23 protein-coding genes are annotated in these 20,248 nt (G+C 72.4%); 12 read left to right on the forward strand and 11 right to left on the reverse strand.

What is annotated here, in order from left to right:
• Positions 1-26 precede the first annotated feature (26 nt).
• Positions 27-1,232: an epoxide hydrolase family protein gene (locus M8C11_RS03890; RefSeq protein WP_252448338.1), complete on the forward strand. Its 1,206-nt coding sequence runs from the start codon at positions 27-29 to the stop codon at positions 1,230-1,232.
• On the opposite strand, the gene pstB is transcribed toward M8C11_RS03890, so the two are convergent.
• The 7 genes from pstB to M8C11_RS03925 form a co-directional block, all read right to left on the reverse strand.
• Positions 1,213-1,989: a phosphate ABC transporter ATP-binding protein PstB gene (gene pstB, locus M8C11_RS03895; RefSeq protein WP_120572908.1), complete on the reverse strand. Its 777-nt coding sequence runs from the start codon at positions 1,987-1,989 to the stop codon at positions 1,213-1,215. The two genes, M8C11_RS03890 and pstB, sit on opposite strands and share 20 nt — an antisense overlap.
• Positions 1,990-2,009: 20 nt before the next feature.
• The gene (pstA, locus tag M8C11_RS03900; RefSeq protein WP_252448339.1) at positions 2,010-3,098 is read right to left on the reverse strand and encodes a phosphate ABC transporter permease PstA; all 1,089 of its coding nucleotides are present in this window, start codon (positions 3,096-3,098) and stop codon (positions 2,010-2,012) included.
• The gene (pstC, locus tag M8C11_RS03905) at positions 3,095-4,180 is read right to left on the reverse strand and encodes a phosphate ABC transporter permease subunit PstC (protein ID WP_252448340.1); all 1,086 of its coding nucleotides are present in this window, start codon (positions 4,178-4,180) and stop codon (positions 3,095-3,097) included. The genes pstA and pstC overlap by 4 nt, the downstream gene beginning before the upstream one ends.
• Before the next feature lie 41 nt (positions 4,181-4,221).
• Positions 4,222-5,319 carry a phosphate ABC transporter substrate-binding protein PstS gene (gene pstS / locus M8C11_RS03910; RefSeq protein WP_252448341.1) on the reverse strand — a complete coding sequence of 366 codons (1,098 nt, stop codon included), beginning with the start codon at positions 5,317-5,319 and terminating at the stop codon, positions 4,222-4,224.
• A 232-nt stretch (positions 5,320-5,551) separates the two neighbouring features.
• Positions 5,552-6,490 carry a mycothiol synthase gene (mshD, locus tag M8C11_RS03915; RefSeq protein WP_252448342.1) on the reverse strand — a complete coding sequence of 313 codons (939 nt, stop codon included), beginning with the start codon at positions 6,488-6,490 and terminating at the stop codon, positions 5,552-5,554.
• A gap of 67 nt (positions 6,491-6,557) precedes the next feature.
• Complete coding sequence (locus tag M8C11_RS03920; protein ID WP_252448343.1) at positions 6,558-7,412, reverse strand: polysaccharide deacetylase family protein; 855 nt, start codon at positions 7,410-7,412, stop codon at positions 6,558-6,560.
• 150 nt (positions 7,413-7,562) lie between these two features.
• Positions 7,563-8,282: a response regulator transcription factor gene (locus tag M8C11_RS03925; RefSeq protein ID WP_176722767.1), complete on the reverse strand. Its 720-nt coding sequence runs from the start codon at positions 8,280-8,282 to the stop codon at positions 7,563-7,565.
• 243 nt (positions 8,283-8,525) lie between these two features.
• On the opposite strand from M8C11_RS03925, the gene M8C11_RS03930 reads away from it, so the two are divergent.
• The 6 genes from M8C11_RS03930 to M8C11_RS03950 all read left to right on the forward strand — a co-directional run bounded on the left by M8C11_RS03930 (position 8,526) and on the right by M8C11_RS03950 (position 13,004).
• Positions 8,526-9,572 carry a hypothetical protein gene (locus M8C11_RS03930; protein ID WP_252448345.1) on the forward strand — a complete coding sequence of 349 codons (1,047 nt, stop codon included), beginning with the start codon at positions 8,526-8,528 and terminating at the stop codon, positions 9,570-9,572.
• Between the two features lie 79 nt (positions 9,573-9,651).
• On the forward strand, positions 9,652-10,434 hold the full coding sequence (locus M8C11_RS03935) for a DUF2993 domain-containing protein (RefSeq protein WP_252448347.1): 783 nt from the start codon (positions 9,652-9,654) through the stop codon (positions 10,432-10,434).
• Between the two features lie 136 nt (positions 10,435-10,570).
• Positions 10,571-10,648, forward strand: coding sequence for an Ms5788A family Cys-rich leader peptide (locus M8C11_RS30680; RefSeq protein WP_310503780.1), 78 nt, complete (start codon positions 10,571-10,573; stop codon positions 10,646-10,648).
• 205 nt (positions 10,649-10,853) lie between these two features.
• Positions 10,854-11,702 carry a sulfurtransferase gene (locus M8C11_RS03940; RefSeq protein ID WP_120572916.1) on the forward strand — a complete coding sequence of 283 codons (849 nt, stop codon included), beginning with the start codon at positions 10,854-10,856 and terminating at the stop codon, positions 11,700-11,702.
• Positions 11,702-12,040, forward strand: coding sequence for a DUF1416 domain-containing protein (locus tag M8C11_RS03945; RefSeq protein WP_252448349.1), 339 nt, complete (start codon positions 11,702-11,704; stop codon positions 12,038-12,040). Before M8C11_RS03940 ends, M8C11_RS03945 begins: the two co-directional genes overlap by 1 nt.
• A 112-nt stretch (positions 12,041-12,152) precedes the next feature.
• Positions 12,153-13,004, forward strand: a complete 852-nt coding sequence (locus M8C11_RS03950; protein ID WP_252448350.1) for a hypothetical protein — start codon at positions 12,153-12,155, stop codon at positions 13,002-13,004.
• A 2-nt stretch (positions 13,005-13,006) separates the two neighbouring features.
• Here M8C11_RS03950 and M8C11_RS03955 read toward each other — a convergent pair whose 3' ends face one another.
• The 3 genes from M8C11_RS03955 to M8C11_RS03965 form a co-directional block, all read right to left on the reverse strand.
• Positions 13,007-15,085 carry a glycogen debranching N-terminal domain-containing protein gene (locus M8C11_RS03955; protein ID WP_252448351.1) on the reverse strand — a complete coding sequence of 693 codons (2,079 nt, stop codon included), beginning with the start codon at positions 15,083-15,085 and terminating at the stop codon, positions 13,007-13,009.
• A complete protein-coding gene (locus M8C11_RS03960) occupies positions 15,082-15,471 on the reverse strand; it encodes an SCP2 sterol-binding domain-containing protein (RefSeq protein WP_252448352.1) in 390 nt (129 codons plus the stop codon). The genes M8C11_RS03955 and M8C11_RS03960 overlap by 4 nt, the downstream gene beginning before the upstream one ends.
• 72 nt (positions 15,472-15,543) lie before the next feature.
• On the reverse strand, positions 15,544-15,906 hold the full coding sequence (locus M8C11_RS03965) for a DsrE family protein (RefSeq protein WP_135242222.1): 363 nt from the start codon (positions 15,904-15,906) through the stop codon (positions 15,544-15,546).
• 23 nt (positions 15,907-15,929) lie between these two features.
• On the opposite strand from M8C11_RS03965, the gene mtfM reads away from it, so the two are divergent.
• Entirely contained in the window at positions 15,930-16,034 is a 105-nt protein-coding gene (gene mtfM, locus M8C11_RS30395; protein ID WP_013288813.1) for a small membrane protein MtfM, read from the forward strand.
• A gap of 55 nt (positions 16,035-16,089) precedes the next feature.
• Complete coding sequence (locus tag M8C11_RS03970; protein ID WP_120572922.1) at positions 16,090-16,680, forward strand: FABP family protein; 591 nt, start codon at positions 16,090-16,092, stop codon at positions 16,678-16,680.
• A 74-nt stretch (positions 16,681-16,754) separates the two neighbouring features.
• Here M8C11_RS03970 and M8C11_RS03975 read toward each other — a convergent pair whose 3' ends face one another.
• Complete coding sequence (locus tag M8C11_RS03975) at positions 16,755-17,600, reverse strand: aminotransferase class IV (protein WP_252448353.1); 846 nt, start codon at positions 17,598-17,600, stop codon at positions 16,755-16,757.
• 68 nt (positions 17,601-17,668) lie between these two features.
• Here M8C11_RS03975 and M8C11_RS03980 point away from each other — a divergent pair, with 68 nt between their 5' ends.
• From M8C11_RS03980 to M8C11_RS03990, 3 genes are all read left to right on the forward strand, one after another.
• On the forward strand, positions 17,669-18,100 hold the full coding sequence (locus M8C11_RS03980; protein ID WP_252448354.1) for a Fur family transcriptional regulator: 432 nt from the start codon (positions 17,669-17,671) through the stop codon (positions 18,098-18,100).
• A complete protein-coding gene (locus M8C11_RS03985) occupies positions 18,097-19,206 on the forward strand; it encodes a folate-binding protein YgfZ (protein ID WP_252448355.1) in 1,110 nt (369 codons plus the stop codon). The genes M8C11_RS03980 and M8C11_RS03985 overlap by 4 nt, the downstream gene beginning before the upstream one ends.
• A gap of 112 nt (positions 19,207-19,318) precedes the next feature.
• Positions 19,319-20,161: a 3-keto-5-aminohexanoate cleavage protein gene (locus M8C11_RS03990; RefSeq protein ID WP_120572926.1), complete on the forward strand. Its 843-nt coding sequence runs from the start codon at positions 19,319-19,321 to the stop codon at positions 20,159-20,161.
• Positions 20,162-20,248 lie beyond the last annotated feature (87 nt).

A 20,248-nucleotide genomic window follows, 5' to 3' on the forward strand; every position in this document is an offset into this window, starting at 1 on the left:
CCTAATTGCCTCCTACGCTCCTGGGCATGGCAGACAACACAGCGATCGTCCCGTTCCGCATCGACGTCCCGCAGGCCGACCTGGACGACCTCGCCGACCGGCTCGCACGGACCCGCTGGGCCGAGGAACTACCTCCCGACCCCGACCCGGCCGCCCCCGCCGGCCCCGTCGCGCCCGGCTGGGAGTACGGCGTTCCGCTGAGCTGGGTACGGCGCCTGGCCGAGCGCTGGCGCACCACCTACAACTGGCGGGAGTGGGAGGCGCGGCTGAACGCGTACCCACAGTTCACCACCGAGATCGACGGGCAGCGGATCCACTTCCTGCACGTCCGCTCGCCCGAGCCCGGCGCCACCCCGCTGATCCTCACCCACGGCTGGCCGGGCACCGTTGCCGAGTGGCTGGACGTGATCGGTCCGCTGACCGATCCGCGGGCGCACGGTGGCGACCCGGCCGACGCCTTTCACCTGGTCATCCCGTCGGTGCCGGGGTTCGGCTTCTCCGGGCCGACCCGGGAGCGCGGCTGGAACCGCTACCGGGTCGCCCGGGCCTGGGCCGAGCTGATGCGCCGCCTCGGCTACGACCGGTACGGCGCGGCCGGCAACGACCTCGGCGCGTTCGTGTCGCCCGAGGTGGGCCGGGCCGACCCGGAGCACGTGCTCGGTGTGCACGTCACGCAGATCTTCTCCCTGCCGTCCGGCGATCCGGCCGAGCTGGCCGCGCTCACCGAGGAAGAACGCGGCAAGGTGGCGTTCGCCGAGTTCTTCGTGCAGCGGCAGGGCGGCTACGACAAGCTGCACTCGACCGCGCCGCAGAACGTGGCGCACGCGCTGGCCGACTCGCCGGTCGGCCTGCTCGGCTGGCTCGGCCAGCTGATGGGGGATCAGATCGACGTCGACCACGTGCTCACCCACACGACCGTCTACTGGCTGACGAACACGGCCGCCTCAGCGGCCCGCTACTACTACGAGGACGCAGAGGTGGTGCACCCGACGCAGAAGGTGAACGGACGGGGAACGGACATGCCGGAGCCGACCACGGTGCCGCTCGGTCTCGCCAACTTCGCCTGGGACTTTCAGTCGATCCGTACGCTCGCCGAGCGCGACCACAAGAACATCGTCTCCTGGCGCACGTACGACCGGGGCGGGCACTTCGCGGCCCACCAGGTACCCGACCTGCTCGTGGCCGACCTGCGGCAGTTCTTCGCCGCACCGCTCAGCCGAAGCGACCGGTGATGTAGTCCTCGGTCTTCTTCTGGGCCGGGTTGCTGAAGATCTTCTGGGTGTTGTCGTACTCGATCAGGCGGCCCGGATCGCCGGTCTTCTCGATGGAGAAGAAGGCGGTCCGGTCCGACACCCGGGCGGCCTGCTGCATGTTGTGCGTGACGATGATGATGGTGAACTTGTCCTTGAGCTGGAACATCAGGTCCTCGATGGCCAGCGTCGAGATCGGGTCCAGCGCCGAGCACGGCTCGTCCATCAGCACGACCTGCGGCTCGACGGCGATGGTGCGGGCGATGCAGAGGCGCTGCTGCTGACCGCCGGACAGGCCCGCGCCGGGCTTGGCCAGGCGGTCCTTCACCTCGTCCCACAGGTTCGCCGAGCGCAGCGCCCGCTCGGCCGCCTCCTCCAGGATCGACTTGCGCCGGACGCCGTTGAGCCGCAGCCCCGCCACCACGTTCTCGAAGATGCTCATGGTGGGGAACGGGTTCGGCCGCTGGAAGACCATGCCGATCATCCGGCGGACCGCGGTGACGTCCACGTCCCGGTCGTAGATGTCCTGGTCGTCGATGGTGAGGCTGCCCTCGACCCGGGCGCCGGGCAGCACCTCGTGCATCCGGTTGATCGACCGCAGGAAGGTGGACTTGCCGCATCCGGACGGACCGATCAGGGCAGTGACCGTCTTCGGCTCGACTGTCAGGTTGATGTTCTCGATCGCCTTGAACCCGCCGTAGTAGGCGGTCACGTTCGTGGCTTCGATGCGCTTGGCCATGGTGGCGGTACCTCCGGGGTTCATCGGCCGAGCCGGTTGCGGCGGGACAGCAGCTTCGCCGCCACGGTGAGGACGAGGACGAGAGCGACCAGGGTCAGCGCCGCGGTCCACGCCCGTGCCGGCGAGTACTTCGACGCCTCACCGGCCTGCTGGTAGACGAAGAGGGCCAGCGACGACTGGTTGTTCTCGAACGGGTTGAAGTTGATCGCCGCGCCGCCGCCGGCGACGAGCAGCACCGGCGCGGTCTCGCCGGCGGCCCGCGCGATGGCGAGCATGATGCCGGTGACGATGCCGGGCAGCGCGGTCGGCAGCACGACCCGCAGGGTGGTCTTCCACTTCGGTACGCCCAGGGCGTACGCGCCCTCGCGCAGCGGCGCCGGCACCAGCCGGAGCATCTCCTCGGTGGACCGGACCACTGTGGGCAGCATCAGCACGCTCAGCGCCAGCGCGGCGGCGAAGCCGGAGAAGCCCGGCCGGCCGTCGTTGAACCACGGCGAGACGATCAGCACCCAGAAGGCCAGCACGAACAGGCCGGTGACGATCGACGGGATGCCGGTCATGACGTCCACGAAGAAGCGGATGGTGAACGCGAACCGGCCCCGGCCGTACTCGACGATGTAGATCGCGCAGAGCACGCCCAGCGGCACCGTGATCAGCGTGGCGATGCCGACCTGCTGCAACGTGCCGACGATCGCGTGGTACGCGCCGCCGTTGGCGTCCCGCGACCCGATGTTGTTCATCGAGGTGCCGAAGAAGTTCGCGTCCAGCCGCTCGGAGCCCTTGCTGACGAGCGTCCAGACCACCGATGCGAGCGGCAGCACGGCGAGCACGAACGCGGAGTGGATCAGTGCGCTCCAGGTCCGGTTGCGGGCCGACCGGCGGCCCTCCACCGCGTTCGCCGCGACGAAGAGACCGGCCAGGTAGAGCAACGCGCCGACCACCACGACCAGGACCGGGCCGCCGATGCCGGCGCCGTACACCAGGGCCGCCGCGAGCAGCAGCGCCGCGACGGCGATGACCGGAGCGGCGTACGCGGGAAGTCGCCTCGCCCGCAGCGTGGCCGGCTGGGCCGGCGGGCGCGGGCGGCGGGGGGTGAGGGTGGTGGTCATGCGGCCGACTCCGTGAACTCGCGCCGCCGGTAGATGATCGCCCGCGCGGTGATGTTGACGATCAGCGTGATCGCGAACAGCACCAGGCCGGAGGCGATGAGTGCGCCCCGGCCGGTGTCGTTCGCCTCGGCGAACCGGTTGGCGATGTTGGCGGCGATCGAGTTGCCGCCGCTGGCCAGGATGTTGAACGAGATGGCGTACGTCGAGCCGAGCGTGAGCGCCAGCGCGATGGTCTCGCCCAGTGCCCGGCCCAGGCCGAGCATCACCGCGGCGATGACCCCCGGCCGCCCGTACGGCAGGACCGCGGTGCGGATCATCTCCCAGCGGGTGGCGCCGAGAGCGAGCGCGGCCTCCTCGTTCGCGGTCGGGGTCTGCCGGAACACCTCGCGGGACAGCGAGGTGACGATCGGCAGCACCATGATGGCGAGCACCACCGAGCCGAGCAGGATCGAGTTGCCGTACGGGCCGTCGCCGAAGATCGGGATCCAGCCGAAGTACCTGTTCAGCCAGGCGGACAGGTCGGCGACCGGCTGGGCGAAGTAGTCCCGGCCCCAGAGTCCGAAGACGACGCTCGGCACGGCGGCGAGCAGGTCGATCAGGAAGCCCAGGGCGTTGCCGAGCCGCCGGGGCGCGTAGTGCGACAGGTACAGGGCGATGCCCAGCGCGACCGGCACCGCCATGAGCAGCGCCAGCAGCGAGCTCAGGACGGTGCCGAAGGCGAGCGCGCCGATGCCGAACTGCGGCGGGTCGTCGTTCGGGAACCAGCCCTCGAACGTCCAGAACGACTCGGTGTTCGCCCGCAGCGCCGGGACGGCCTTGGCGACCAGGAAGATCGCGATGGCCGCGATGACCACCAGGACCGTGGTGCCGGCGGCCAGGGTCAGACCGCGGAACGCCCGTTCCGCGCCGAAGGCGCGGGCCCGGGGGAGGGCACCGCCGCCGCCGAGGCCACCGTCGGGGCGGCCCGGGTTGCCGGGGCGCTCGGCCACACGCGCCGAGGCACCGGCGGGTCGCTCGTGGCTCGTGGCCACGGGGTTCCCGCCGGTGCCGGCGTGGGCCGAGCGGTGAGGGGTGTCACCCATCTGCTCGCTCGCTTCGTGTTGAGGAGGTGTCGGTCGGAGCGTCAGGAGAGGCTCTTGACCGCGGCCTCGACCTTGGTGCGGACGGTCTCGGGCAGCGGCGCGTAGCCCAGCTCGACGAGCTCCTTCTGCCCCTCGGCGCTGGCGGCGTGGCCGAGCAGGCCCTTGACCAGCGGGAGCTTGTCGGCGGCGAGGCCCTTGCTGCAGACGATCTCGTAGGTCGCCAGGACGATCGGGTACGCCCCGGCCTCCTTGGTGTTGTAGTCGATCGACATCTTCAGGTCGTTGCCCTGGCCCTCGAACTTGGCGCCCGCGATGGTCTTGCCGGCCGAGTCGCCGGTCAGCTCGACGAACTCGCCGTTGCCGTTCTTGATCTTGGCCATCTTCAGGTCGGAGTTCTCGGCGTACGACCACTCGACGTAGCTGATGGTGCCGTCGGTGCTCTTGACCTTGCTGGCCACACCGTCGGACTTGGCCGCGCCGACGCCGCCCGGGGCCTTCCACGCCTTGGAGTTGCCGAGCGTCCAGTCCGCCTCGGCGGTCTTGGAGAGGTACTTGGTGAAGTTGTCGGTGGTGCCCGACTCGTCGGAGCGGTGCACCGCCTGGATCGCGGTCGACGGCAGCTTGGCGTCCGGGTTGTCGGCCTTGATCGCCGGGTCGTCCCACTTGGTCAGCTTGCCGGCGAAGATCTTCGCCAGGGTGGCCGGGCTGAACTGGAGGTCGTCCGCGCCGTTGACGTTGTAGACGACAGCGACCGGGCCGATGACCATGGGCAGGTTGAGCGCCTGGCCGCCGGTGCACTTGGCGTCGGCCTGCGGCTGCTCCTCCGGCTTGAGGGCGGAGTCCGAGCCGGCGAAGTCCGCGGTGCCGGCGATGAACGCCTGGATGCCGGCGCCCGAGCCGCTGGGCTCGTAGTTGATCGTGGTGCCGGCGCACTTCTGCTGGTATGCCTTGATCCACTCGGCCATGGCGTTCTTCTGGGCGGAGGAGCCCTGCGCGTTCAGCGTGCCCGTCGCGCAGTCCACCGCGGCGGTGGAACCGGAGGCGCTGGCCGGCTCGTTGTTGTCCGAGCCGCAGGCGCTGAGACCGAGAACCGCGGTAAGAGCGAGACAGGCGATGGCGCCGTGCCGCTGGAGCTTCACTTCAGGGGTTTCCCTTCACGTCTTTGGTCAGGTCGCCCGGAGTGCCGGGGGCCGGCGCTGACCGGCTGACATGAAGGTAGGAGGGCCAGGTGGACGGTTCGCCGGACGCAAGTGAACGCGCGGTGAACACGTTCAGCCGACGAGGTGGCCGTACGCTGAGGAAGGGTTGTCCATTTCGTGAACTAGCGGCCCGGCATCGCCTTTGTGGCGATTTTCCCGGGCCGGCGAGCGCTCAGCCGAGCTGGTAGTTGACGTGCGCGGACCAGCGCGCGAAGCCCAGCCGCTCGTAGAGCGCGACCGCGGCGGTGTTGCTCTCGTCCACGTAGAGCATCACCCGGTCCAGCCCGCGCTCCTCGCGCAGGTGGGTCAGGCCGGCGGCGGTGAGCACCCGGCCGAGGCCGCCCCGGTGCGCGGACGGGTCGACGCCGAGCACGTAGACCTCGCCGATCCGGGCCGACCCCGGCCGCTCGTGCACCTTGGTCCAGTGGAAGCCGAGCAGCCGCCCGGTGGCGGAGTCGACGGCGAGCAGGAAACCGGCCGGGTCGAACCACGGCTCGGCGATGCGGACGCGCAGGTCGTCGAGCGTCCACTTCCCCTGCTCGGGGTGCTGGGCGAAGGCGGCGTTGTTCACCGCCAGCCAGGCCTCGTCGTCCTCGCCGGGTCGGAACGCGCGCAGCGTCACGCCGTCCGGCACGACCGGCGCCGGCAGTTCGGCGGTGAGTGGGCGGCGCATCTGCCAGAGCACCCGTGCCCGGGAGAAGCCCAGGTCGACGGCGAGCGCGGCGGCCGACGGGTGGTCGCCGTGCGCCCAGGCACGCAGCGGTCCGGGCGCGTCGGACACCATGCCACGGGCCAGCGCGCGGCCGGAACCCCGCCGCCGGTACGCCGGGTGCACGACCATCTCCACGCCGACGCCCTCGGCCGGGGCGGTGGTGTCGAGGTGCGCGTACCCGGTGAGGGTGCCCTCGGTGGTCCGGGCGGTGAGGTGCACGGCGGGCGCCTCGGGGTCGCGCAGCCGCAGCAGCACGTGCTCGTCGAGCGGGTCGGCGCCGTCGGCGTCACCGGCGGCGCGGGCCAGTGCCAGCACCTCGGCGACCTCGTCCGGTGTCAGCCGGTCCGCCCGGTCGATCCGATCGGTCGCGGGACCACTCGTCGGCTCGGTGCTGCTCATCTGAGTCACGGTAACGGCCGGCGGGCCGCGGTTCGCGCCGGACGGCGACGGCGATCGGTGGCGCTCGTCACGGGGTGCCGACGGGCAGCGGCTCCAACTCGAACCGGGTCAGCAGTTCGGGCAGGAGTTGCTGCAACGCGCTGACGGTGCCGGAACGGTCCCCGCCCGCGTCGTGCATGAGCACGATCGCCCCGGGCCCCATCTGGGAGCGGACCATCGCCTCGATGGTGGTGGCGCCCGGCGCCTTCCAGTCCGACGGGTCCACGCTCCAGTGCAGCGGGGTGAGGCCCAGGTCGGCACAGGCCGACATGATGGACGGCGTCCAGGCCCCGCCGGGCTGGCGGTAGTACGCGATCCGCGCGTCGGGCGCGGCGGCCAGGATCGCGTCGTTGGTGCGCAGCACGTCGGCCCGGATCGTAGCCGGGGATCGCTTGCCCAGGTTGACGTCGTGGTTCCAGGAGTGGTTGCACAGCGTGTGGCCCTCGGCCACGATCGACCGGACCAGGTCCGGGTGGGCCTCGACGTTCTCGCCGACGACGCAGAACGTCGCCCGCACGCCGTACTGGGCCAGCAGCGCGAGCACCTGCGGGGTCCAGCGGGGATCGGGGCCGTCGTCGAAGGTCAGCGCGACCCGGGACGAGCCGGTGGCGACCAGGGAGCCGTACGGGCCGTCGCCGTCGGGCTCGACCGGGGCGGCGTCCGGCGCGGCGTCGGGGCTCGGCCGGGCGCTGGCCGTGCCGCCCGGGAAGTCGGTGCTGGGTGGCTGGTCGCCGTACCGCGGCCCGTTGAGCGTGGTGGCGACTCCGGCGGCCGACGGATGCGGGTCGGGCACCAGGCTGCGCCCCAGCGCGAACGCCGAACCGAGCAGGCCGGCCAGCACGACGGTCACGAGGCCGGCGGCGCGCAGCGTCGGGCCCCGCATCAGCGGTACCGGCCGTTCGTCGCCCCCGTGTTCACCGCACGCACCGTCGCCCCCTTAGCCCGACAATTCCGGCAGCCAGGATATGGCTGACTGATCGGGCAAAAAGGGCATACGAGAAAAGTGCCCTCTAGCGGGGTGGAGCGTGGGCGGTCAGACCGGCAGCGGGGCGGGCTCCGACTCCGGCAGCGAGCGCGACGGCGGGACGACGAACTTGTAGCCCACCTGGCGCACCGTGCCGATCATCGACTCGTACTCCGAGCCGAGCTTGGCGCGCAGTCGCCGCACGTGCACGTCCACCGTCCGGGTGCCGCCGAAGTAGTCGTAGCCCCAGACCTCGCGCAGCAACTGGTCCCGGGTGAACACCCGCCCCGGGTGCTGGGCCAGGAACTTCAACAGCTCGAACTCCTTGTACGTGAGGTCGAGCGGCCGGCCCTTCAGCTTGGCTGCGTACGTGTCCGGGTCGATGTTCAGCTCACCGGCCCGGATCGAGCCGCCGGCGCCGGCGGTGGCGTTGCTGAGCCGGCCCACAGCGAGCCGCAGGCGGGCCTCCACCTCGGCCGGCCCGGCACCGGCCAGGATCACGTCGTCGACGCCCCAGTCCGCGTTGAGCGCGATCAGCCCGGCCTCGGTGACGACCGCGACGAGCGGCACGCCGAGCCCGGTGGCGTGCAGCATCCGGCAGGTGGCGCGCGCCTCGCTCAGCTCGGAGCGGGCGTCCACCAGGACGGCGTCCGGTGTCGGGCCGGAGACCAGCGTGCGGACGTCACGGGGTGCGGTGCGAACCGAGTGCGGCAGCAGGTCGAGTGCCGGCAGCACCGCCGACGGCTCACCGGCCCGCGCGGTCACGAGCAGCAGGAGCTCCACGATCACCTCCGTCCCGGCGGCCTTCCGGCCGCGCGCGACCAGCGACACGCCCGGTGGGGCGGCACTGTGAACTTGCGTGGGTCCCGGCGTCGTCGACGGGCGGGTAACGGCCTGAGCGTAACCGATGGACCGGCCGTCACCTTCGCGCGATTTACCGTTTGCCCTTTCTGCCCTCGATCGCGGCGCAGGTTTTAACGTCACCGAAACCGGGACCTCCGCCGAGCCGCCCGGGTCTGGCACGATCGGGGCGTGTTTCCCTCCACCTCGCGCGACACCGGTCGTGAACCGTGGGCCGACGACCCGTCCGCCGGGCCGTCCGGCCCCGCCCGTGGCTACCCGCCCGCCCCGCGTACCGGCCCCGCCGACGAGGGCGACCGGCCGGAACGCAAGGGCCCGCGCCGGCTGCGCAAGGGCGGCCCCGGCCGGCGTCCCGACGACGAGTCCGACGAGGAGCCCGAGGAGGAGGTGCCGCCGGTCCCGGTACGCCGCCCCCTGGCGCTCACCGTCGCCGGCTTCGCCGCGCTGCTCGGCGTCGGCCTGGTGCTGGGCGCGCAGACCTCGGGCCCGGGGCACCGGCTGCCGTTCGCCGTGATCATCTTCGGCGTACAACTGCTGTTCGTGCTGGCCTGGACGATGGCCATGCGGCCGCCGGCGCTGCTCGTCGTCGCGCTCGTCAGCGCCGCGACGGCGGTGATCGCCGACGTCGCCGCCGTGCAGTCGGACATCGCCGGCCTGGCCCCGCTCGGCTACGCCGCCGCGGCCGGGTTCCTGCTCGCCGTGCTGGGACAGCTCGTACGGCGGGTGGACCGGGTCCGGGTGACCGACTCGCTCGGCGGCACCCTGCTCATCGTGGTGGGTGTGGTCGCCTTCGCCACGCTCGTCGTGCTCAGCCGGATCCCCAAGGGCACCCAGGCGATCACCGTCTGCCTCACCGCCGCCGGGGTGGCGTTGCTCGTCGCCCGGCTCACCGACGCGATCGCGCCGTGGCCCCGGCTCGCCCCGCAGGTGCCGCGCGGCGCGGCGGGCGTGGTCGCCGGCGCCATGCTCGGCACGCTCACCAGCGCCGTGCTCGGCAGCTACCTGGTCGGTTTCACCCCGACCAGCGCCGCCCTGGTCGGGGTGGTCAGCGCGGCCACCGCCGTCCTGGCCGACCTCGCCGTCGGGTACGCCGAGGCGGGCCGGCTGATGGCCGGTGAACCGCCGACGATGTGGGTGGCCCGGCACATGCAGGGGCCGCTGGGCGGGTTCGCGCTGGCCGCGCCCGCCGCGTACGCCATGTGCGTGCTGTTCCTCTGACGCGGTTGGGGAGGATTCGCCTCGGGTAAGTACGGTTGCGCCGCGAGGCGCGGTGACGGCGGCGAGGACGGGAGGCGGCGTGGCAGAGGCGTATCCGGCGGAGGGTCGACCCCGGCGACGGGGCCGGAAGGTGCTGATCGGCTTCATCGTCCTGCTGCTGGTGCTGGCCGGTCTGCTCGTCGTCGCCGACCGGGTCGCGGCCGGGGTGGCCGAGCGCGCCATCGCCGACCAGGTCCGGCAGGAGATCGCCAAGCAGGACGCGCAGTCCGCCGCGCCGCAGGTCGAGGTGGGTGGCTTCCCGTTCCTCACCCAGGTGCTCGACGGCCGGTACGAGCGCATCTCGATCCAGCTCACCGACGTGCGCGGCGACGTGCAGGGCGACGCGGTCGAGGTGCCGAAACTCGACGTGGACGCGCGCAACGTGACCGCCTCGCTGGACACGCTGCGCTCGGGCCGGGGCGACGTGGTGGCCGAGAGCGTGGACGGTCGGGGCACCATCACCTACGAGAGCCTGGCCAAGCTGCTGGACCGTCCCGGGCTGACGCTGGGCGAGCGCAACGGCAAGCTCGCGGTCACCGCCCCGGTGGACGTCCTCGGCATCAAGCTCACCGTCAACGGCACCGCCGACGTCACGGTGGCCGGCAACAAGGTGGCGCTGCGCTTCAACGACCTCACCGCCGACGGCCTGCCGAACGTGCCGCTGGCCCGGGCCGCGCTGACCCGGTACGCGCAGGGCATCTCGATCGACGTGCCGCTGCCGGAGCTGCCGTTCCAGCTCAACCTGCGCAAGGTGGAGCCGAAGCCGGAGGGCCTGGTGGTCACGGCGGACGCGGCGAACGTCCCCATCAACTCCGCCGGCTGAAAGCCGGCCTGCCGTCAACTCCGCCGGCTGACAAGCCGGCCTGCCGTCAACTTCGCCGGCTGACAAGCGGACCGGCTGTCCCGGATGCTGGTCGGCCTGGTGGCAGCTGTCGCCCCGGCTGGTAATCTCCCTGCCCATGGGGACCCACCTCACCAAACGGCGCGCGGTCGACCTGTGCCGCGTGGCCACCTGCCTGTGTCGCCCCGTCATCTGACGGCGGGGCTGTCTCCGGCCGCCTGAACGGCGGCCACCAGGGTCCACGAACCTTCCCCGGTTCCCCCTCCCCAACGCCCGGCAGCGGCGCCGTCGCACGTACCCGTGATCCGTTCCTAGCTCAGGGTCCGCGTGTGGTGCGACAACCATCGACATCGATCTCCACGCGCAGACTCACCAAACCATCCTCACCAGGGAGTGATCTGATGAGTCGCGACACCGCACTCGTCTCGGCCGAGTGGGCCGAGAAGAACCTCGGCGCCCCGGGCGTCGTCTTCGTCGAGGTCGACGAGGACACCTCGGCCTACGAGACCGGGCACATCGCCGGCGCCGTCAAGCTGGACTGGCGCACCGACCTCCAGGACCAGGTCCGCCGGGACTTCGTCAACAAGAGCCAGTTCGAGGCGCTGCTGTCCGACCGGGGCATCGCCAACGACGACACCGTGATCCTGTACGGCGGCAACAACAACTGGTTCGCCGCGTACGCGTACTGGTACTTCAAGCTCTACGGCCACGGCGACGTGAAGCTGCTCGACGGCGGCCGCAAGAAGTGGGAGCTGGACGCCCGTCCGCTCGTCACCGACGTGGCGGAGCGGCCGAAGACGCAGTACGTCGCGCAGGAGCCGGACACCTCGATCCGCGCGTTCCGCGACGAGGTGGTCGCCGCCATCGGCACCAAGAACCTGGTCGATGTGCGCAGCCCCGACGAGTTCGCCGGCCGGCTGCTCGCCCCCGCCCACCTGCCGCAGGAGCAGGCGCAGCGGGCCGGCCACATCCCGACCGCGATCAGCGTCCCGTGGTCGAAGGCGGCCAACGAGGACGGCACGTTCAAGTCCGACGACGAGCTGCGCAAGATCTACGCCGACGCCGGGCTGGACGACAGCAAGGAGACGATCGCGTACTGCCGGATCGGCGAGCGCTCCTCGCACAGCTGGTTCGTGCTCCAGGAGCTGCTCGGGCACCGCAACGTGAAGAACTACGACGGTTCCTGGACCGAGTACGGCTCGCTCGTCGGCGTGCCGGTGGCGCTCGGCGACGAGCCGGGGGAGGCCTGATGACCGCCGCCTCCGCCGCCTCGACGGCTGCCGCCGGCTGCGCCGCTCCGGACCAGTCCGCCCCCCTCCCGGCGAGCCTGGACCTGGAGAAGGAGACCGTGATCACCGGCCGCGTGCTGGCCGAGTCCGGTGAGGTCGTGCCGGGCGCGTACGTGCGCCTGCTCGACTCGACCGGCGAGTTCACCGCCGAGGTGGTGACGTCGCCGGCCGGGCAGTTCCGGTTCTTCGCCGCGCCGGGCTCCTGGACGCTGCGCGCGCTGTCGCGCCACGGCAACGGCGACACCGCCGTGTCCGCGGCCCGCGGGATCAACGAGGTGACCGTCTCGGTCGCCGCCTGACCCACGCTCTGATCGTGGCCCGCCGCCCACCCGGGTGGCGGGCCACGAGCCGTTCCGGGCGGGTGTCCGAGGCGCGGCCGGGCAGCTCGCTGACGCGTGACACCATGGCGGGGTGACTGCCGTCGAGACGGGTTACGCCCCGCCAACCCCGCCCGGCCGGCCCGGCCCCGGCGGCCGACGCCGGCTGCGCTGGCTGACGGTCGCCACCGTCGCGTGGGCCGTGCTGCTCGCGGGTCTGACCTGGTGGTCGGTGCGCACCGATGCGCCGACGGTCAAGGAGCAGCGGTCGCTGGACCAGGCCGGCCCGGTCGTGGACCGGGCGATCGGTGCGCTGACCGCCGCGGTCGGCACCGTGGGCGTACCGGCGCTCCTGCCCGACCGGCTGGAGCGCGGCTGCCGGATCACGCCGATGGACGACGGCGCCACGCTGGAACGCGGCGTCGAGGTGGCGATCGGCGGCGGCGACGTACGCGAGGTGCTGCGCGGCATCGCCGACCGGCTGCCGTCGGGCTGGCGGGCCGGTGTGTCGACGCTCGACGGCGAGCCGCTGCTGCGCGCCGACGCGGGCGAGTTCGTCACGGTCGAGGGCCGCTCCGGTGGCCCGGGCCGGGTGCTGCTCACCGCGGCCACCGGCTGCCGCCCGGTGGGTTCCGGCTACCGGGCCCCGTCCGCCGACGCCGCCGCCGAGTCGGCGGTGCTGGCGTCGGCGCTGGGCCGGTGGGGCGGCGCGACCGGGCCGGTCCAGGTGCTCGCCGCGCCCTGCCCGGGCGGCGGGACGGCCCGCACCGCCCGGTCGGAGGCGGCCGCGCCGGCCGATCAGCCGCTTGCCGCCGCGTTCGCCGGGGGCGCCGCGCCGGTGGTGGACTCGGCAGACGCGTACGCGCGCCCGGGCGACCCGGCGGTGCTGGCGCAGCGGGGCGGGGAGCGGGTCCGGGTCGCGGTGACCACGCCCTGCCCTGCCTGACGTCAGCCGCCGGGCAGGACGAGCGCCGGTGGCGAGGGCTGTTCCTCGTGCGGCTCGCGGCTGCGGCCCAGCGCGTCCACCCGGCCCCAGCGGCCCGGGATGTCGAGCAGTTCCACCCGGCCCATCCCGGGCGGCACGGCCGGGTCGATGATCAGGTGCTCGCCCTGCGGTTCCAGTCCCAGCATCACCCGTAGCAGCAGCAGCGGGGTTCCGGCGGACCAGGCCTGCGGGCTGCACGCGGTGGGGTACTCCACCGGGTAGTCGGTGAGGCCGCGTTCGTAGCCGGCGAACACCTCGGGCAGCCGCCCGTCGAAGTAGTGCGACGCGCTGAGCAGGGCGTCGCAGATCCGGCCGGCCTCCTGCCGGAAGCCGTACCGCCACAGCCCCCAGGCGATGATCGAGTTGTCGAACGGCCACACCGTGCCGACGTGGTAGCCGACCGGGTTGTACCGGCCCTGGTCGTCGGCGAGCGTGCGTACGCCCCACCCGGAGAACAGGCGCGGGCCGAGCAGGTGGGCGGCGACGGCCGGGGCCCGGGACTCGTCGACGATGCCGCTCCACAGCAGGTGGCCGATGTTGGAGGTGAGCGCGTCCACCTGCCGGCCCCGCGGGTCGAGCGCCAGCGCGTAGTACTCCCGGTCCGGGATCCAGAAGTCGCGGTTGAACCGCTCCTTCAGCGCCGCGGCCTCGTGTTCCAGGCGGTCGGCGTACGTCGGGTCGTTCCAGTAGGTGCGGGCCAGCCGGGCGCCGCGCAGCTTCGCGTCGTACGCGTACCCCTGGAGTTCGCACGTGGCGCGGGGGAACTCGGGCATCCGCCCGTCGGCGTAGGAGATGGCGTCCGGCGAGTCCTTCCAGCACTGGTTCGGCAGGCCGGTCTCCGGGTTGCGGGACATGTACCAGACGTACCCGGTGCCGAGCAGGTCGCCGTACGTGTCCAGCCAGGTCAGCGCCGCGCGCGTCTCGTGTTCCAGCTTGCGGACCAGATCGGCGTCACCGGTCCACCGCTCGTACTCGTCGAGCAGGATCACGAACAGCGCCGTGGTGTCGGCCGCGCCGTAGTACGGCGAGTGCGGCTGCTCCTCGAAGCCGGCGGTCTCGCCGTAGCGCAGCTCGTGCAGGATCTTGCCGGGCTCCTCGTCCCGGAAGTCGTCGACCCGGCTGCCCTGGAGGCCGGCGAGCATGACGATCGTGGGCTTGACCATCTCCGGCAGGAACGGCAGCACCTGGAGCGAGGTGAAGATGCTGTCCCGGCCGAACAGCGTCATGAACCAGGGCAGCCCGGCGGCGAGCAGCCGGACGCCGAGCGTGATCGACTCGTACCGGAGGGCGGCCAGGTCGTTGAGGCTGCGCCGGTACGCCCCGGCCAGCGGCTCGCAGTCGCAGCCCAGCTTGGGCGCGCGGCTGATCAGGGCGCTCTGTTCGGCATCGATGTCGGCGGCCGTGCGCTGGCCGCCCAGCGGCAGGATGGCCCGGATGTCCTCGCCCCGGGCGCCGTAGATGACCGTGGCGACGTGCAGCGCGGTGGTCCACTCGCCGTGCGGGCCGACCCGGATCCGGAAGGTCATCCCGCTCGCGTCGACCTCGGCCGGTGCGCTGCTGGTCACCAGCGTCTCCCGGTGGAACGCGTCCCGGCGGTAGGTCAGCCGCAGCGCGTTCGTCTCCACGTTGGGCGTGGTGTGGCCCTTCTTGTCCCGCTGGTGCTTGATCTCGAAGAGGTCGGCGAAGTCGGAGCCGATGTCCAACCGGAGCCGGAACTCCTTCTCCTGCGCGGAGTGGTTGAGCACTGTCAGTTCCTCGTCGAGGCTGGCGCCGATCGCGCGGCTGCGGATCACCGAGACGTTCGCGTCCAGATAGTGCGTCGGCTCGCCGGGGACCAGGAAGAACCGCGTCTTGTACGACAGCGAGTCGTCGATGGAGAGCGCGTGCAGCGGTTCCCCGTCGAGGGTGAGGATCCAGGTGGACAGGAACCGGGTGTCGAAGGAGAACAGCCCGGTGGGGAAGTCGTACGACGGCTGGATGTTGCCGCGATCGTCGCTGACCAGGAACGTGTTGCCGTCGAGGATGCTGACCCGGTCCTTCACGCCAGCCGCCGGACGTGTTCGCGGGCGGCGTCCCGCGGATCCCGTACGTCGGGCCGGGCCGGCAGGAACCGGCGGAACGCCAGGAACAGCACGACGTGCCCGCTGAACGTGGCCTCGTTGCGCAGCACCGCGGCCATGCCGGCCTCCCGGCCGGTGACCAGTTTCTCGAACAGTTCGCTGGAGAGCGTGAGCACGCCGTCGGCCGGCCGCTGCTCCTCCTGGCTCACCTGGGCCGATCCGGGGGCCAGCGTCACGTACCAGTGTTCGGTGCGGTTGCCGTCGGCCAGATCGATCTGGAGCGTGCCGCCGATCGGGCTGTTCAGCACTGACGCGGCGCGCGCCGGCAGCGACGCGAAGAACTGTCGGATGGCCTCACTCACGTTCACATCGTAGGCGCAAGCCGGACATGTCGGGTCAGGATCGGCGCACCGGGCAGAGTGGACAGCCCGGGGGGTTGCTCAGTAGACCAACGCCTGCGCGCCCTCGGCCATCGCTTCCTCGACGAACACCGCGGCGCCCGCGATGCGTACGCCGGGGATGACGTCGCCCGGGCCGATGTCCCGCCGGGCCGCGCACTGGGTGCAGGCGGTCACCCGGCCCGTGGTCAGGACCACGTGCAGCAGTTCGCCGAGCGGCGCGGAGTGCGGCAGCTCGAACGTCTCCGCCCGCCCGGGGAGGGCGAACCAGGTGGACTCGCCGGTGAGCCAGAGCGAGACGTCCACCCCGGCCGCGGCTGCGGTCGAGGCGACTGTGAACGCCTGGGCGCAGCGTTCCGGGGAGTCCGCGCCGGCGGTGGCCTTGACGACGAGAGTGCGCGCCATGACGCCAGCATAGGATGGTCCGGATGGTTACCGAGATCGGGTTCGTCAGCCTGCTGGTCGCCGGCCTGGGCGCGCTCGCCGGTGGCCTGGTCTATGTCGCAGTGCGAATCGCTAGAGGTAAATGGTGAGCGCGAGGAGTGAGCCGGTTTTGCGAGCCCCGCAGTCGCGAACGAAGGTGGCGCTGTGAATAGTGAGAATCCGCTTCAGCCGCCGTGGTTGAACGCGCCGCCGGTCGACCCGTACCCGTACGAGGAGAGCCACGACCTGCGCGTCGGCCCGAAGCTGCACCCGAGCCTGGACGGCCTGCTGCCGTACGTCGGGGTGTGGCGTGGCCGGGGCCGGGGTGGGTTCCCGACGATCGAGGACTTCGACTACGCGCAGGAGATCCGGATCAGCCACGACGGCCGGCCGTTCCTGTTCTACGAGTCGCGGGCCTGGATCCTGGACGAGCAGAGCCGCCCGGTCCGCCCCGCCGGCCGTGAGGTGGGCTGGTGGCGTCCGGTGCTCGACGGTGAGCGGGTGACCGACGAGCTGGAGGCGCTGATGACCACGCCGACCGGCGTGATGGAGCTGCACATCGGCAAGCGCAAGGGCACCCAGATCGAGTTCGCCACCGACGCGGTCGTGCGTACCGCGACGGCGAAGGAGGTCACCGCCGGCGCCCGGCTGTTCGGCATCGTCGAGGGCGCCCTGCTCTACGCCCAGGAGATGGCCGCCGTGGGCCAGCCCCTGAGCCCGCACCTCTCCGCCCGCCTCACCCGCGTAGCCGGCTGACCCCCGCCCTCTGCTCTCGTCGATCATGAAGTTGGCGGCGACAAATCGGTCACCCGACGCCGCCAACTTCATGGTCAACGGGGGAAGTTCAGGAGGGCCTGGATTCGGGGGGTCAGGGGGGAACCGGGACGAGGGGTTCCGTTCAGGGCCGTGATCTCGGCTACGCCGCGTAGGGAGCTGGTCAGCCAGATCGCCTCGGCCTCGTGCAGGTCGGTCACGGTGGGCAGGTGTCCGGCGGGGGTCAGGCCCAGCTCTGCCGCTCGTTCCAGCAGGTGGTTCGCGGTCACGCCGGGCAGGATGCCGGTCTGTGCCGCCGGGACCGTGGCGAGCGTGCCGTCGTGCATCCACACCACGTTGGCGGTGGGCCCCTCCAGCACGTAGCCGTCGGTCGAGACCCAGAGCACGTCGTCCACGCCGGTCCGCTGCGCCCACCGCCGGGCGGCGGTGCTCAGCGCGTACGAGGTGGACTTCACGCCGCTCGGCAGCCACCCCAGCTCCGGGCGGGACCGGGCGGCCACCCCGAGCGGCAGCGTGGCCACGGTCACCCCGTCCCGCCGGGCCAGGCGGGCGGCCGCGGGCACCTCGCCGAGCGTGGCGTACACCGTGGGCGGCCCACCGCCCTCCGGCCCTCGCGTGCAGACCAGCCGCAACGCGCCCTCGGTCTGCGCGGGCCAGCCGGCGCAGACCGCGTCCAGCAGTTCGACGAGCGCGGCGTCCGGCGGCAGCGGCAGGTCGATCGCCGCCGCACCGGCCCGCAGCCGGGCCAGGTGGGCCTCGCGCAGCCAGGGGCGGCCGTCGCGCAGGTGCAGCGTCTCGAACAGGCCGTCGCCGTGCAGGACGCCCCGGTCGTCGCCGCGCAGCACCGGCTCACCGGCCGGCACGAGCCCTTGGCCGAGCACCGCCACCCGTGTCGTACCCATTGGCGCAGCGTAGTGGCGTACCCCCGGCGGCGGACCGGCCGGCGCGGCGGCCGAACTATGATCGAAGGGTGTCCGAATCCTCCCTCGCGGAAATGCTCCGCTCGCGCGGGCTGCGGCTGACGGCGCAGCGGCAGCTGGTGCTCCAGGCCGTCCTGGATCTGGGGCACGCCACCCCGGAGCAGGTGCACACCGCGGTCCGCGAGGTGGCGGCCGGAGTCAACATCACCACCATCTACCGCACGCTGGAGCTGCTGGAACGGCTCGGCCTGGTGACGCACACGCACCTGTCGCACGGTTCGCCGACCTACCACGCGGCCGGTGAGCACCAGCACGTCCACCTGGTGTGCCGGGAGTGCGGGGCGATCGACGAGATCGCCCCGGAGATGCTTCGCCCGCTCACCGACCAGCTGGACGAGCAGCGCGGGTTCAAGGTCGACATCGGGCATGTCGCGCTCTTCGGGGTCTGCGGCCGCTGCGCACAGAACGGGGAACCCACATGATCGACATCGCGGGCGCGGTGACCACCGACGCCATCGACGAGCAGACCCGGGACCAGCCGGAGCCGGCCCACCGGGCGGCCGGCGTCGGCCCGGTGGCCGCCCACTACGGCGACCCGATGCGCGAGCAGCGGCTCCTGGCCACCGGCGTGGGCCTGGTCGACCGCTCGCACCGGGGCGTGGTCGCGGTGCCCGGCGAGGAGCGGATCGGCTGGCTGCACACGCTCACCAGCCAGCACCTGGCCGCGCTGGCGCCGTGGCAGGGCACCGAGCTGCTGGTGCTCTCCCCGCACGGGCACGTCGAGCAGCACGCGATGGTCGCCGACGACGGTGAGACCACCTGGCTGGACACCGAGCCGGGGATGACCGAGGGCCTGCTGTCATACCTGGAGAAGATGCGGTTCTTCAGCAAGGTCGACCCGCGCGACGCCACCGCCGACCACGCGCTGCTGTCGCTGGTCGGGCCGGAGGCGGCCGGCGCGCTGGACACGCTCGGCGTCGCCGGGCTGGCCGCTCCCGACGTGGTCGCGGTGCCGGGTCCGAAGTTCCGTTCCGGCGAGATGCCCGCGCGGCCCTCGGTGGTGTACGACGTCAAGCCGCTCCCGGTCGGCGGCTGGGCCCGGCGGGTGGCGCTCGGCGTCGACCTGCTGGTGCCCCGGGCGGCCATGGACGAGGTGGTGGCGGAGCTGCGCGGCGCCGGTGTGCCGGTGGCCGGGCTGTGGGCGTACGAGGCGATCCGGGTGGCCGCCAAGCGGGTCCGGGCCGGCGTGGACACCGACCACCGGACGATCCCGGCCGAGGTGGACCTGATCGCCCCGGCCGTGCACCTGGACAAGGGCTGCTACCGGGGGCAGGAGACGGTGGCCCGGGTGCACAACCTGGGCAAGCCGCCCCGCCGGCTCGTCCTGCTGCACCTCGACGGCGTGGCGAGCGACCAGCCGCCCGTCGCCGGTACGCCGGTGACGCTCGACGGCCGGACCGTCGGCTTCGTGGGCACCGCCGTGCAGCACTACGAGCTGGGTCAGGTGGCGCTCGCCGTCCTGAAGCGCAACACGCCCGACGACGCCCGCCTGCTCGTCGGCGACAGCGCCGCCGCGATCGACGCGTAAGGAAGGGAACCTCCCGGACGCCCTCGGTGGCGGAAGGATCCCTTCCTGATGCCGCTCGCGCCGGAAATCCTCCGGTCGACCCGGTGCCGGGCGCCGGTCTAGGATCCGGGGCATGACGACAGGGACGTTGATCACGGTTGCCCCCACCGGCGCGGAGTCGGCGAAGGCGGAGGTGCCGGCGCTGCCGGTGACGCTCGACGAGCTGCTGCTGACCGCCAAGGAGTGCGAGGCGCTCGGCGCCGCCGTGATCCACGTCCACATCCGCGACGACGACGCGCGGCCCACGCTCGACCAGGGGCGGCTGCGCGACACAGTGGCCGCGCTGCGGGAGAACACCGACCTGATCGTGCAGCTCTCCTCCGGCGGCGCGGTGACCGACCCGGAGTCCGCCCGGCTGGCGGTGCTCGACGCCGCGCCGGACATGGCCTCCTGCACCATGGGCACCGTCAACTTCGGCGACGACGTGTTCCTCAACCGGTGGGAGTTCATCGTCGACCTGCACACCCGGATGCAGGAGCGGGGCGTCGTCCCGGAGTACGAGATCTTCGACCTGGGTCACCTCACCGCGTTGCAGCGGCTGCTCGGCAAGTACGGCCTGCCGCACGGCGGGCACGTGCACGTCGACTTCGTGATGGGCGTGCCGGGCGGCATGCCGGGTACCACGGCCACGCTCGTGGCGGCCCAGCAGATGGTGCGCGACCTGCCCGAGGGCACCACGTTCTCGGCCACCGGCATCGGGCGCAGCACCATCCCGGTGATGCTGGCCTCGCTGTCGGCCGGCGGTCACCTGCGCGTCGGCATGGAGGACACGGTCACGTACGCCAAGGGGCGCCCGGTGGAGTCCAACATGCAGCTCGTCGCGCGGGCGGTCGGCTTCGCCCAGCTCGCCCAGCGTCCTCCGCTGACCACCGCCGAGGCCCGTACGCTGCTCGGCGTACCGGCCACCGCCCGGTAAGCGGCACACCCGGCCGCGACCCCGTACCGCCCCGGTCGACGTCGCAGGTCACCCCGCCGCCGACCGGGTCCGTCCCCTCGGTACGGT

The sequence above is a fragment of the Micromonospora sp. CPM1 genome (genome assembly GCF_023896895.1).
In the GTDB taxonomy this organism is placed as follows: Bacteria; Actinomycetota; Actinomycetes; order Mycobacteriales; family Micromonosporaceae; genus Micromonospora; species Micromonospora tulbaghiae.